At 67.3% G+C, this 12297-nt stretch carries 13 protein-coding genes and 2 pseudogenes; 10 read left to right on the top strand and 5 right to left on the bottom strand.

The window, feature by feature from the left end; genetic code table 11:
• Positions 1–322, bottom strand: a pseudogene (locus tag G3N61_RS35185) (hypothetical protein); the annotation flags it as partial.
• 209 nt (positions 323–531) lie between these two features.
• Positions 532–1116, bottom strand: coding sequence for a TIGR01841 family phasin (phaP, locus tag G3N61_RS35180; protein ID WP_043187378.1), 585 nt, complete (start codon positions 1114–1116; stop codon positions 532–534).
• 285 nt (positions 1117–1401) lie between these two features.
• Here phaP and G3N61_RS35175 point away from each other — a divergent pair, with 285 nt between their 5' ends.
• The gene (locus tag G3N61_RS35175) at positions 1402–1554 is read left to right on the top strand and encodes a hypothetical protein (RefSeq protein WP_155292021.1); all 153 of its coding nucleotides are present in this window, start codon (positions 1402–1404) and stop codon (positions 1552–1554) included.
• 64 nt (positions 1555–1618) lie between these two features.
• Here G3N61_RS35175 and G3N61_RS35170 read toward each other — a convergent pair whose 3' ends face one another.
• Both G3N61_RS35170 and G3N61_RS35165 read right to left on the bottom strand, forming a co-directional pair.
• Positions 1619–2383, bottom strand: coding sequence for a ParA family protein (locus tag G3N61_RS35170; protein WP_089451276.1), 765 nt, complete (start codon positions 2381–2383; stop codon positions 1619–1621).
• Positions 2384–2506: 123 nt separating this feature from the next.
• A complete protein-coding gene (locus tag G3N61_RS35165) occupies positions 2507–3073 on the bottom strand; it encodes an XRE family transcriptional regulator (RefSeq protein WP_043187374.1) in 567 nt (188 codons plus the stop codon).
• A 205-nt stretch (positions 3074–3278) separates the two neighbouring features.
• Between G3N61_RS35165 and G3N61_RS35160 the strand changes: the two genes are divergently transcribed.
• From G3N61_RS35160 to G3N61_RS35120, 9 genes are all read left to right on the top strand, one after another.
• Entirely contained in the window at positions 3279–4649 is a 1371-nt protein-coding gene (locus G3N61_RS35160; protein ID WP_043187372.1) for an LLM class flavin-dependent oxidoreductase, read from the top strand.
• Between the two features lie 41 nt (positions 4650–4690).
• A complete protein-coding gene (locus G3N61_RS35155) occupies positions 4691–5206 on the top strand; it encodes a flavin reductase (protein ID WP_205824662.1) in 516 nt (171 codons plus the stop codon).
• A gap of 13 nt (positions 5207–5219) precedes the next feature.
• Positions 5220–6482: an MFS transporter gene (locus tag G3N61_RS35150; RefSeq protein ID WP_205824661.1), complete on the top strand. Its 1263-nt coding sequence runs from the start codon at positions 5220–5222 to the stop codon at positions 6480–6482.
• 37 nt (positions 6483–6519) lie between these two features.
• Positions 6520–7953, top strand: coding sequence for an NAD-dependent succinate-semialdehyde dehydrogenase (locus G3N61_RS35145; protein WP_089451279.1), 1434 nt, complete (start codon positions 6520–6522; stop codon positions 7951–7953).
• A 134-nt stretch (positions 7954–8087) separates the two neighbouring features.
• Positions 8088–8303, top strand: coding sequence for a DUF3311 domain-containing protein (locus tag G3N61_RS35140; protein ID WP_205824660.1), 216 nt, complete (start codon positions 8088–8090; stop codon positions 8301–8303).
• Position 8304: 1 nt separating this feature from the next.
• Complete coding sequence (locus G3N61_RS35135) at positions 8305–9780, top strand: sodium:solute symporter (protein ID WP_205824659.1); 1476 nt, start codon at positions 8305–8307, stop codon at positions 9778–9780.
• Between the two features lie 62 nt (positions 9781–9842).
• Positions 9843–10310, top strand: a complete 468-nt coding sequence (locus G3N61_RS35130) for a 6,7-dimethyl-8-ribityllumazine synthase (RefSeq protein ID WP_205824658.1) — start codon at positions 9843–9845, stop codon at positions 10308–10310.
• A gap of 16 nt (positions 10311–10326) precedes the next feature.
• Positions 10327–11556 carry a M20 aminoacylase family protein gene (locus G3N61_RS35125; protein ID WP_205824657.1) on the top strand — a complete coding sequence of 410 codons (1230 nt, stop codon included), beginning with the start codon at positions 10327–10329 and terminating at the stop codon, positions 11554–11556.
• Between the two features lie 79 nt (positions 11557–11635).
• A complete protein-coding gene (locus tag G3N61_RS35120; RefSeq protein WP_089451284.1) occupies positions 11636–12172 on the top strand; it encodes a GNAT family N-acetyltransferase in 537 nt (178 codons plus the stop codon).
• On the opposite strand, the pseudogene G3N61_RS35115 reads toward G3N61_RS35120, so the two are convergent.
• Positions 12169–12297, bottom strand: a pseudogene (locus G3N61_RS35115) (IS481 family transposase); the annotation flags it as partial. The gene G3N61_RS35120 and the pseudogene G3N61_RS35115 sit on opposite strands and share 4 nt — an antisense overlap.

The raw sequence follows: 12297 nt of genomic DNA, 5'->3' as shown, positions 1-12297 counted from the left end.
GCAGCCCGGCCTTGATCAGCGACTGGCGCGCCGGGTTCTGCCCGGAACCGGCCGTCAGCACCTGGCCCATGATCACTTCGCTGACCTGCTCGGGCTTCACGCCCGCACGCTCCAGCACCGCGCGGATCACCGTCGCGCCCAGCTCCGGCGCCGCAATCTTCGCAAGCGAACCGCCGAATTTGCCGACCGCGGTCCGCGCGGCCGATACGATCACTACATCCGTCATGTCCAGTTCCTGCATTGAAATCAGTTCGTCGTTCCGACACCGGCTCTGACACCGGCGCGAGCCGGCCTCGGCTGGCGCTCGCGCATCCCGGGCCATCCGGCGCGAGAGCGGTCGCACGCCGCCGGACGGGCGAGCGGCACCCGTTCGCACGGACGGCACACCGGTACGGCTCGCCGGGTCACCGGCGCGTTGCGGCAAACCGGACGTTCACCGAACGCCACGCGGCACACGCGGCGTCCGGCGCCATCCGGCGCCGATCAATCGTGTCGCGCGCGTGCGCGACACGTGCTTGCGTGGCTACGCGATTACGCAGCCGATTCGCGTGCGGCTGCTGCGTCCTTGCGTGCGGCGGCAGCCGTTTGCTTCGCGCCGCGCGTTGCCGTTTCGCTGACCGCATCGAAGCCGCTCTGGGCCGCTTCGATCGCCTGGCCCGTCGCTGCGCGCACGGAGTCGGCTGCGGCGGTCGCCGCGGACAGCGCCGAGTTCAGCGCGGCCACCACCGGCGCCGAGCCGGCCGGCGCATGCTTCGACAGCTCGCCCAGCACGTCCTTCAGGCGCTTGTCGTTCTGTTCGTATTGCGCTTGCGCGACCTTGGCCCATTCGGACTGCGTCGACACCGCGATGTCGAACAGATGGCGGCCATACGACACGGCCTTGCCGGCCGCTTCCTGCGGCGCTGCGACCTGCTGGGCGAAACCCGCGGCCGGATTGCTGCTGTTGAACGCGTTCTTCAGCTTGTCCTCATATTCCTCGAGCGCCGTCCGGGCCGCTTGCAGGTTGAGTTCGACGACAGCCTCGAAACCTTGGATCGCCGGACGGGCGATCGCAAACCACGCGGCGATACCGGACTGATAATCGGCGTTGAGTTTTTCGGGGGCAAATACGGACATCGGGCACGCTCCTGTTAGCAATGCGAGAGACGACGTAAGGAAAATTGGAAGCCGGATCGACAGCAGACTTCCTTATTGACAACCCGTCACTTATTTGAGTACGGGAAGTTGAAGGAGTCCATTCTAGAGCGATTAATTGTCAATTAAATGGCATTAATACTAGGTGTAAACCCTTATTTCTATTCAAGACGACCGCTGGAACACGCGATGCGCCGATCGCGCAGACAAAAATGCATACCCCTCTGTCCCGCAATGTATTTTTACCTTTTTACAGGATAGCGGATCATGACGTCGCGCAACATTTACCAATCCATTATTCCGTTTATTAGAAAACCGGGACGTATTGAAAATGGAGCGGTCGCTTATGTAATCGTTTTTTCTGGATTTATTATGAAACCGTTTCCGCGATTATTAATGACGGGATCAATGATCGGATGAATTGCGGGTCGTAATGGAAAACGGCCGCGTGATGCAGCCTCGTCTCCATCGGGCAGCCGCGAAATCAGCCGGCCAGTTCGCGATGCAGCGCGAGGAACTCCTGCGCGAGCTTGTGCCCGGGTTCCAGATGGATCACCGGCTTCGACTGCTGATGCGACTCGCGGATCTTCACCGACGCCGACAGCCTCGACGCGAGCACCGGCAGCCCTTCTTCGACGAGCTCGTCGACCAGCCGCTGCGGCAGGCTCGCCCGCGGCTGGAACTGGTTGATCACGATCCCTTCCACCTCGAGCGCCGCGTTGTGGTCCTGCTGGATTTCCTTCACGTTCTCGAGCAGCGTGTACAGCGCGCGGCGCGAGAAATCGTCGCAGTCGAACGGGATCAGGCAGCGCTCGACCGCGATCAACGCCGAACGCGTATAGAAATTCAGCGCGGGCGGCGTGTCGATGTACACGGCGTCGTAGGTGTCGAGCTCGTTCAGCGCGTCGCGCAGCTTGTAGATCTTGTAACGCGATTCGAGCTTGCCGTGCAGCGTGTCGAGATCCGGATGCGCGGGCATCACGTCGAGCCCTTCGAACGGGGTCGGATGGATGAACGACGCGACGTCGACCGGACGGAAGTTGAAGGTCAGTGCGGTTTCGAAGAAATCGGCGACGCCCGGCTGCGCGTCGGCCGCGGCGTCGCCGAGCAGGTAGCGCGTGGAGTTCGCCTGCGCATCGAGATCGATGACGAGCGTGCGCAGCCCTTCGCTCGCGCTGATCGCCGCCAGGTTGCAGACGATCGTCGATTTGCCCACGCCGCCCTTCTGGTTGAATACGACCCGCCGCATTGTGTCTCCTGTCGATCTGGATGTCGAAACGGACAGGATAGGCACGCAATCATGGCGCGCGCGTGAATGTGTCGACGCGGCGTGCGTCGGCTCGCGCCCCCGCGAGCGCGGGGGCCAAAAGGTTCAGCGACGCACCAGCGCCACGACGTACACGCAGGTTTCGGTTCCCGCATTGAAGAACGTGCACGGCGCGGGCGGCCCGAGCTGCAGGCAGTCGCCGGTGCGAAGCTCGTGGGTCAGCTCCCCTTCGTCGAACGTGAGCGTCCCCTGTTGCACCCAGATCTGCTGGTGCTGGAACGTAAACGCGGACGACGGATACGACACCCGCACGCCCGCGGGCAAGTTCACCTCGACCAACTCGAGCATGCCGCCGTTGCGCGGCGAAACGGCGCGCCGCAGGTAGCCCGTCTCCGGGTCCTGCCACACCAGTTGCTCGGCGTGGCGGCTCAACCGTTCTCCCGACTGCTCCGCCAGCGACAGCAGCATCGACAACTGCAGACCGAACGCGCCCGACAGACGGCCGAGCAACATCGCGGTCGGGCTGGCGGCCCCGCGCTCGATCTTGCTGATCATGGCCTTCGACACGCCGGACCGCTCGGCGAGGTCGCCCAGCGACCAGCCGCGCGACTCGCGTTCGATGCGAATGCGCTGCGAAATCGCGGGCGTGGGATCGATGGTCGAAGACGTCATGCCGGGCTTCCAGGTTTGCGGTAGCGAAATTATACGGCGCGGCCTCTCCCCGGCCGGCTTCGCCCCGGTCATCCCCCCTGCGTCACCCCCGTCGCCTCGCGTAAACCCCTGTGCGAAAGATTATTGATCGTAGCCAAACGTCTACTATAGTAAACAGCAAGCGAGTTTGATCTCGTCCCCATTTCGTTGCAGACAAGGAGTAGACATGCCGCGTGAAATCCGACTGAACGCCTTCGAGATGAACTGCGTGGGCCATATCCAGCAAGGTCTGTGGACGCACCCCCGCGACCAGTCGTCACGCTACGGCGAGCTGCAGTACTGGGTCGACTATGCGAAGAAGCTCGAGCGCGGCCTGTTCGACGGCATGTTCTTCGCCGACGTGGTCGGCGTGTACGACGTCTACGGCGGCAACGCGGACGCCGCGCTGCGCCATGCGGTGCAGGTGCCGGTCAACGATCCGCTCATGCTGATCCCGGCGATGGCCGCGGCCACGCAACACCTGGGCTTCGGCGTGACGGCCAACCTCACGTACGAGCAACCGTTCCTGTTCGCACGCCGCATGTCGACGCTGGATCACCTGACCGGCGGCCGGATCGGCTGGAACATCGTCACCGGCTATCTCGACAGCGCCGCGCGCGCCATCGGCATCGACGGGCAGATCGCGCACGACGACCGCTACGACCTCGCCGACGAATACATGTCGCTCGTCTACCAGCTCTGGGAAGGCAGCTGGGACGACGACGCCGTCGTGGCCGACCGCGCCGGCGCGATCTACGCCGATCCGTCGAAGGTTCGCGCGATCCATCACCACGGCAAGCAGTACAAGGTCGACGCGATGCATCTGTGCGCGCCGTCGCCGCAACGCACGCCGGTGCTGTACCAGGCCGGCTCGTCGGCGCGCGGCTGCCGCTTCGCCGCGACGCACGCCGAATGCGTGTTCGTGAACGGCCAGAAGATGGACGCCGTGAAGGAGATCGTCGGCGAGATCCGCGCGCAGGCGGTGCAGCTCGGCCGCGACGCCGGCGACGTCAAGGTGTTCATGGGCGCCACGCCGATCGTCGGCCGCACCGATGCCGAAGCGCAGGAGAAGTTCGACGAATATCGCCGCTACGTCAGCTCGGAAGGCGCGCTGGCGCACGCGGCCGCGTCGCTCGGCATCGACTTCGCGAAATACGACCTCGACGAACCGATCGACACCACGAAGAGCCAGGCAATCGTGTCGAACGTCGCGGCCATGACGCGCGCAGCCGGCCCGCAATGGACGCGCCGCAAGCTGCTCGAACAGATGGTGCTCGGCAGCCGCCAGGTGCCGTGGGTGGGATCGGCCGAACGCATCGCAGACCTGATGATGGCGTGGAGCGAAACCACCGGCATCGACGGGTTCAACCTGTCGCGCACCGTGGTGCCGGAATGCTTCGAGGACGTGATCGATCACGTCGTGCCGCTGCTGCAGGAGCGCGGCGCGTACAAGACGTCATACGGCGGCGGCACCTACCGCAACAAGCTGTTCGGCCATGACCGCCTGCCTGCCACACACACGGCTGCGCAATACCGCTCGGGTAGCAAGCCCGCCTGATCTTCACGCCAAACCGATCCCATTTGAGCGAGGCATCGAACATGGACCAGACCACGGTCGACAAAGCGACCTTCCGCGAAGCGATGGCCGGCCTCGGCGCCGCCGTCAACGTCATCACCACCGACGGCCCCGGCGGCCTCGCCGGCTGCACCGCGTCCGCGGTGTGCGCGGTGACCGACGATCCGCCGACGCTGCTCGTCTGCATCAACCGCGCGAGCCGCAACAATACGGTCATGCGCGAGAACGCGCGGCTGTGCATCAACGTGCTGTCGGCCGAGCAGCGCGACATCGCGATGCAGTTCGCGACCAAGGACCTGTCGATCGAAGCGCGCTTCGCGAGCGGCGCCTGGGATCGCCTGACAACCGGTGCGCCCGTGCTGCGCGGCGCGGTCAGCGTGCTCGACTGCGAAGTCGCGTCGGTGACCGAAGTCGGCACGCACACGGTCTTCTTCTGCGAAGTCAAGGCGGCACGAACCACCGGCGACCTCGACGGCCTCATCTACTTCGGGCGCGGCTTCCATCGCGTCGGCGCAGCCGCGCAAGCGGCCGCCGCCTGACGACGGGGACCTCATGGACCGTACTTCCCCATACGACGCGCCGGCGGCCGGCCCCCGCGCCGAACGATGCGCGCCGCGAGGCAAGCTGCCGTCGCTCGTCATCGTGCTGTTCGCGCAGGTTGCCGCGATGGGCGTCTGGTTCTCGTCGACCACGGCGATGGCGCTGATCAAGCTGTCGCACGCGATCGCGCCGTTCGACGAAGCGATGCTGACCAGCGCGGTGCAACTGGGTTTCGTCGCCGGAACCATCGTTTCCGCCACGCTGTCGCTGCCCGACCGCCACGACCTGCGGCGGCTGTTCATGGGCTCCGCGCTGGTGGCCGCCCTCGCCACCGGGCTGCTCGCGGTCCTGCCGCCGACCGGCACCCCCGTCGTCGTGCTGCGGTTCGTGACCGGCATGTGCATGGCCGGCGTCTATCCGGTCGGGATCCGCCTCGTCGCGACCTGGGCCAACGCCGACCTCGGCCTGCTGATCGGCCTGCTCGTCGGCGCGCTCACGCTCGGCTCGGCCAGCCCGCACCTGGTGGCCGGCATGCCGGGGCTCGACTGGCGCCTGATCTATCTCGTGGCAGCCGGCTTCGCGCTGCTCGCGGCGATCGCGATCGGCTTTGCCGGTATCGGCCCGAACTTGAAACGCGCCGCGCGCATCGACGTGCGCAAGGTGACGCAGGCGTGGCGCAATCCCGCGGTGCGGCTCGCCAATCTCGGCTATCTCGGCCACATGTGGGAGCTGTACGCGATGTGGGCGTGGCTCGGGCTGTTCCTGCAGCAGACGCTCGCGTCCCATGGCATGGCCGGCTACCGCTCGAAGGCCGAGGCGCTGACGTTCGCCGTCATCGCGTTCGGCGCGGCCGGCGCCTGGGCCGGCGGCTGGCTCGCCGACCGCGTCGGCCGCACGCTCGTCACGATCGGCGCGATGGCGGTGAGCGCGACCTGCGCGGCCACCATCGGCTGGCTGTCCGGCGCGCCGCTGGCGCTCGTCGTCGCGGTCGCGTTCGTGTGGGGCTTTTCCGTGATCGCGGATTCGGCCCAGTTCTCCGCGAGCGTCGCCGAACTCGCCGAGCCCACCTCCGTCGGCACGTTGCTGACCGCGCAGACCTGCGCGGGTTTTCTGGTGACGCTCGTCAGCATCCATCTCGTGCCGGACGTCGTCGCGCAGTTCGGCTGGCGCGGCGGCATGGGCATCCTCGCGATCGGCCCGGCCCTCGGCTGCCTCGCGATGTGGCGCCTGCGCCGGCACCCCGATTCACGACGCATGGCCGGCGGCAAACGCTAGTCGCGCCCTCTTCCCCCCAGTCATCCCGAACCCTGACATGCATTCCTATCCCGACATCAAGATGCTGATCGGCGGCGAGTGGCGCAGCGCGCCCGGCGCGCCGATCGTCAACCCGTCCGACGAGACGACGATCGGCACCGTGCCGACCGCGCGCGCGGCCGACCTCGACGACGTGCTCGCCGCCGCCGAACGCGGCTTCCGGATCTGGCGCGGCACTCCGCCCGCGCAGCGCGCGGAAATCATGCTGCGCGCGATCGCGCTGCTGAAGGAACGCGTCGACGCGATCGCGTACGCGATCTCGCTCGAGCAAGGCAAGACGCTCGCGCAGGCCCGCGCGGAAGTCCTGCGCGGCTGCGACCTGATGACCTGGGACGCGAACGAGGGCAAGCGCCTGTACGGACGCGTGATCCCGGCCGCGCCGGGCATGCGTCACACGGTCGTGCGCGAACCCGTCGGCGTGATCGCCGCGTTCACGCCGTGGAACTTCCCGATGAGTTCGCCGGCGCGCAAGGTCGGCGGCGCACTCGCGGCCGGCTGCGCGATCATCCTGAAGGCCGCGGAAGAAACGCCCGCCGGCGCGGTGCTGATGGCGCAGGCGTTCAAGGACGCCGGGCTGCCCGACGGCGTGTTCAACCTCGTGTTCGGCGATCCGGCGATGATCTCGGCGCACCTGATCGCGAGCCCCGTCGTGCGCGGCATCACCTTCACCGGGTCCACGCCGGTGGGCAAGCACCTCGCCGGGCTCGCCGCGCAGGCGATGAAACCGGCGATCCTCGAGCTCGGCGGGCATGCGCCGGTGATCGTCTGCGAGGACGCGGACCCCGATGCCGCGGCGCAGGCATGCGTCAACGGCAAGCTCAACAACGCCGGGCAGGTATGCGTCGCGCCGACGCGCTTTTTCGTGCACCGGAACGTCTATGACGCGTTCGTCGCGGCGTTTGCCCGTCATGGCGGCGCGGTCCGCGCGGGCCACGCGCTGGAATCGACGAGCGACATCGGCCCGGTCGTCAACGCACGCCGGCGCGACGCGCTGCAGGCGCTGCTCGACGACGCGCTCGCGCGCGGCGCGCGGCTCGTCTGCGGCGGCCAGCGGCCAGCCGGCCCCGGCTACGTGTTCCCGTTCACCGCGCTGGCCGACGTGCCCGCCGATGCGCGCGCAATGCACGAAGAGCCGTTCGGCCCGCTGTCGCTGATCGTGCCCGTCGACAGCCTCGACGAAGCGATCGAACGCGCGAACAGCCTGCCGTACGGGCTTGCCGGCTATGCGTTCACGCGCTCGTCGTCGAACGCGTACCGCCTCGGCGACGCGCTCGAGGTCGGCAACCTGGCCATCAACCACCTGGTGTCGGCCGTCTCCGAAACGCCGTTCGGCGGCGTCAAGGAAAGCGGCTACGGGCGCGAAGGCGGCACCGAGGGGCTCGAGTGCTATACGCACGTCAAGAGCATCTCGCACCTCATGGATCCGGCGTAACCCGACGGCGGACCTGATGCGGTGAGCATGCCGGACGCGCCACCGCAAACGTAGCGGGCGCGCGGGCGCCGGCCGATCGTCATCGGCCGCGCCCGCGTCCCGACAATCACAAGGGCACACTCTGGAGATCATTCATGCGCCCCGTCCATCTATTAGCAGTCCTGCCTGTCCTGATGGTTCTCGTCGGTCCGTTCTTCCTGAATCGCGTCACGCCATACGTGTTCGGCATCCCGTTCCTGCTCGCATGGCTATCGAGCGCGCTCGTGATCACATCGGTCGTGATGGCCGTCATTTTCTATGCCGATCGCGCGCGGCTCGCCGCGAACCGCGTCGACCACGAAGGAGCCTGACATGAACAGCGCCTTGATCTTCATCGCTCTGGTTGTCGCGCTGGCGCTGTTCCTGGGTATCCGGGCGCGCCGCGGCAAGACCATGAGCCTCGAGCAATGGGCGGTCGGCGGACGCGGCTTCGGCGCCGCGATCGTGTTCCTGCTGATGGCCGGCGAGATCTACACGACCTTCGTGTTCCTCGGCGGCAGCGGGTATGCGTATGGCCACGGCGCCGGCGCGTACTACCTGCTCGGCTACGGCAGCCTGCCGTTCATCCTGTCGTACTTCCTGCTGCCGCCGATCTGGCGCTACGCAAAGGCGCGCGGACTGATCTCGCAGCCCGACTTCTTCGCCGCGAAGTACGACAGCCCCGCGCTGGGCGTGCTCGTCGCACTGGTCGGCTTCGCCGCGCTGATTCCGTACCTGGTGCTGCAGCTGAAGGGGCTCGGCATCATCGTCAGCGTGTCGTCGTACGCGGCGCTGTCGTCGAACCAGGGCATCGTGATCGGCGCGTGCGTGGTCGCGCTGTATGTCGCGCTCTCCGGCGTGCACGGTTCCGCCTGGACGTCGGTGGTCAAGGACGCGCTCGTGATGTTCGTCGCGGTGTTCCTCGGCCTGTACCTGCCCTACCACTACTACGGCGGCGTCAACGGCATGTTCGTCGCGATCGAACAGGCCAAACCCGGCTTCCTCGCGCTGCGCGACGTCGGCGAAAGCCCGGTGTGGATGGTGTCGACGGTCGTGCTGTCGACGCTGGGTTTCTACATGTGGCCGCACATGTTCATGGCGATCTACACGGCCAAGCGCGAAGAGGTGCTGCGTCGCAACGCGTTCGTGCTGCCGGTCTATCAGCTGATGCTGCTGTTCATCCTGTTCGTCGGCTTTTCGGCGGTGCTCGTCGTGCCGGGCCTCACCGGCGGCGACATCGACCTCGCGCTGTTCAAGGTGTCGCTCAAGACGTTCGACCCGTGGTTCGTCGGCATCATCGGTGCCGCCGGCGTGCTGACCGCGCTCGTGCCCGGCTCGATGATCCTGATGACCGCATCGACACTGCTCGCGAACAACGTCTATCGCCCGCTGCGCCCGCACGTGAGCAGCGCGCACGTGGCGCTCGTCGCGAAGTGGCTCGCGCCGGCGATCATGGCCGTGGCCGTGCTGTTCACGCTGAACGGCGGCCAGACCATCGTCGCGCTGCTGCTGATGGCCTACGCGCTCGTCACGCAACTGTTCCCGGCGCTGGTCGCGAGCCTGGTCGGCAAGCACTTCGTCACGCGGCCGGCCGCGTTTGCCAGCATCATCGTCGGCGAGGCCACCGTGGCCTGGGTGTCGCTGACGAAAAAATCGGTCGCGACGCTGTTCCCGTTCCTGCCCGATGCGCTGAAAGACCTCAACGTCGGCACCGTCGCACTGGTCTTCAACATCGCGACCCTGGTGATCGTCTCGCTGCTCACGCGGCGCACGGCCGGCGCGCGGCAACTGTCGGCCGACGCCTCCTGAAACCGCTGTATCGATACGCGCGGCCGGCCCCCGAACCGGGCCCGGCCGCGCCGGTGAACACCATGACCCCTACTCCCGACAAGCCGCGCATCGCGTTCGTGCAGGCCGGCTGGCACGCCGACCTGCTGAATGGCGCGCGCGACACCTTTCACGCCCGCATGGCCGAGCACGGCGTGCCGGCCGCGCAGATCGCGTGCTTCGACGTACCGGGCGCGTTCGAGATTCCGCTGTTCGCGCGGCGTCTCGCCCGAACCGGCGAATACGACGCGATCGTCGGCGCGGCGCTGGTGGTCGACGGCGGCATCTACCGGCACGAGTTCGTCGCCCAGGCCGTCGTCGACGGGCTGATGCGCGTGCAGCTCGATACCGACGTGCCCGTTTTCTCGATGTCGCTCACGCCCCACCGCTTTCACGCGCACGACGAACATCACGCGTTCTTCCGGCAGCACCTGCTCGACAAGGGGCGCGAAGTGGCCGACGCGTGCGCCGGCATGCTGCGCGCGCTGAAGCAGATCGAATCGTCATCCTGATGAACCACACCGCACCATGAAACCCATTCTTGATCTGGACACGCTGCTCGCGACCGGCGACGACGCGCTGCGCGCGGTGCGCCGCGACCTTCACGCGCACCCCGAACTGAGATTCGACGAACATCGCACGGCCGACGTCGTCGCGAGCCATCTCGCGCAGCTCGGTTATGCGGTCGATCGCGGGATGGCCGGCACCGGCGTCGTCGCGAGCCTGCCGGGCCAGGATCCATCGCGCGGCATCGTGCTGCGCGCCGACATGGATGCGCTGCCGATCCGCGAAGCCAATACGTTCGCGCATGCGTCGTGCCACGACGGGATCATGCATGCGTGCGGACACGACGGCCACACTGCGATGCTGCTCGGCGCCGCGCGCGTGCTCAAGGCGTTGCCGCCGCTGGCCGGTGCCGTGCACTTCGTGTTCCAGCCCGGCGAGGAAGGTGGCGCCGGTGCGCAGAAAATGATCGACGACGGCCTGTTCGCGCGCTTCCCGACGGAAGCCGCGTTCGGCATGCACAACTGGCCCGGCCTGCCGGCCGGCGAATTCGGCTTGCGGGTCGGCCCGATCATGGCCGCCGGCGTACGCTTTCGCATCACCGTGCGCGGCAAGGGCGCGCACGCCGCGCAGCCGCATCTCGGCCTCGATCCGGTGCCGCTCGCCTGCTCGGTGGTGCTCGAATGCCAGACACTGGCCGCGCGGCACAAGGATCCGGTGGCGCCGGCCGTGATTTCGGTCTGCATGATGCGCGCGGGCGACACGGACAACGTGATTCCCGATTCGGCGGAGCTGCGCGGCACGATCCGGACGCTGTCGTCGGCCGTCCTCGACAAGCTCCAGGCCGACGTCGCGCGCCTGTGCGGCGGCCTCGCGATCGCGCACGGCGCCGCGATCGACGTCGAGTTCTTCCAGTACTACCCGGCCACGGTGAACACGCCGGCCGAAACGGCGCTGTGCGAGCGCGTGATGCGCCGGACGTTCGGCGATGCCGCAACGCACGCGGACGTCCCGCCGAACATGACGTCGGAGGACTTCGGCTTCATGCTCGAAGCCCGGCCAGGCACCTACGCGCTGATCGGCAACGCACCGCGCGGGCAGGCCGGCGTCGGGCTGCACCACCCCGCGTACGACTTCAACGACGACATCATTCGCGACGGCGTCCGCTACTGGGTCGAACTCGCGCACGCGTACTACGACGAGCGACCGGCCGCCATCGCGGGGGCAGACCGGCTCGCGCCGGCGCGTCCCTGATCCCGCACCCGGCCGGGCTCGATTGCCGCGCATGGCCGCATGCCCGGCAAACCATTGACGACTTCGAAGCGAGGAAACGATGTTGATACGAGATGCAGTCGTCGCGGACATGGCAGCCGTGACCGCGATCTACAACGATGCGGTCGAGCACTCCACCGCGATCTGGAACGACACGACCGTCGATGTCGCAAACCGCGTGAAGTGGCTGGATGACCGCGCGCACGCGGGCTATCCGGTCATCGTCGCGGTCGATGCGGCCGGCGACGTGCTCGGCTATGCGTCGTTCGGCGATTGGCGCGCGTTCGACGGCTATCGCCATACGGTCGAGCATTCGGTCTATGTGCGGCAGGATCAGCGGGGCCGCGGCGTAGGCAAGCTGCTGATGCTGGAACTCGTCGCGCGGGCGGGCGCGCTCGGCAAACATGTGATGATCGCCGGCATCGAAGCCGGGAATGCCGGATCGATCGGCCTTCACAAGGCGCTCGGGTTCGAGCAGGTGGGGCACCTGCCGCAGGTCGGCGCGAAGTTCGGGAAGTGGCTGGACCTCGTCTTTCTGCAACGCGTGCTCGATGCCCGCGACGCTCCCGGCGAACATCGCGGCCCCCGGGCCGGCTAGCTGTGAAGCGTCAAGAGGTTGTTTCTCGACGCAGGAAGTCTCGCCATCGGCGCAATGCCGCCGATGGCGCTATGAGCCCGATGCCAGTTGTAGTGATGCTGCCAACTCGCCAGGGCTTCGATGCG

The sequence above is a fragment of the Burkholderia sp. Ac-20349 genome (genome assembly GCF_017104865.1).
GTDB lineage: Bacteria > Pseudomonadota > Gammaproteobacteria > Burkholderiales > Burkholderiaceae > Burkholderia > Burkholderia aenigmatica.
The sequence above is the reverse complement of the archived record's forward strand: the minus strand, read 5'-3'. Positions and strand labels throughout refer to the sequence as shown.

Bases quoted from the DNA above. Each gene is read 5' to 3' on its own strand.
- phaP (WP_043187378.1), bottom strand. From the start codon at position 1,116: ATGTCCGTATTTGCCCCCGAAAAACTCAACGCCGATTATCAGTCCGGT.
- G3N61_RS35175 (WP_155292021.1), top strand. From the start codon at position 1,402: ATGACGTCGCGCAACATTTACCAATCCATTATTCCGTTTATTAGAAAA.
- G3N61_RS35170 (WP_089451276.1), bottom strand. From the start codon at position 2,383: ATGCGGCGGGTCGTATTCAACCAGAAGGGCGGCGTGGGCAAATCGACG.
- G3N61_RS35165 (WP_043187374.1), bottom strand. From the start codon at position 3,073: ATGACGTCTTCGACCATCGATCCCACGCCCGCGATTTCGCAGCGCATT.
- G3N61_RS35160 (WP_043187372.1), top strand. From the start codon at position 3,279: ATGCCGCGTGAAATCCGACTGAACGCCTTCGAGATGAACTGCGTGGGC.
- G3N61_RS35155 (WP_205824662.1), top strand. From the start codon at position 4,691: ATGGACCAGACCACGGTCGACAAAGCGACCTTCCGCGAAGCGATGGCC.
- G3N61_RS35150 (WP_205824661.1), top strand. From the start codon at position 5,220: ATGGACCGTACTTCCCCATACGACGCGCCGGCGGCCGGCCCCCGCGCC.
- G3N61_RS35145 (WP_089451279.1), top strand. From the start codon at position 6,520: ATGCATTCCTATCCCGACATCAAGATGCTGATCGGCGGCGAGTGGCGC.
- G3N61_RS35140 (WP_205824660.1), top strand. From the start codon at position 8,088: ATGCGCCCCGTCCATCTATTAGCAGTCCTGCCTGTCCTGATGGTTCTC.
- G3N61_RS35135 (WP_205824659.1), top strand. From the start codon at position 8,305: ATGAACAGCGCCTTGATCTTCATCGCTCTGGTTGTCGCGCTGGCGCTG.
- G3N61_RS35130 (WP_205824658.1), top strand. From the start codon at position 9,843: ATGACCCCTACTCCCGACAAGCCGCGCATCGCGTTCGTGCAGGCCGGC.
- G3N61_RS35125 (WP_205824657.1), top strand. From the start codon at position 10,327: ATGAAACCCATTCTTGATCTGGACACGCTGCTCGCGACCGGCGACGAC.
- G3N61_RS35120 (WP_089451284.1), top strand. From the start codon at position 11,636: ATGTTGATACGAGATGCAGTCGTCGCGGACATGGCAGCCGTGACCGCG.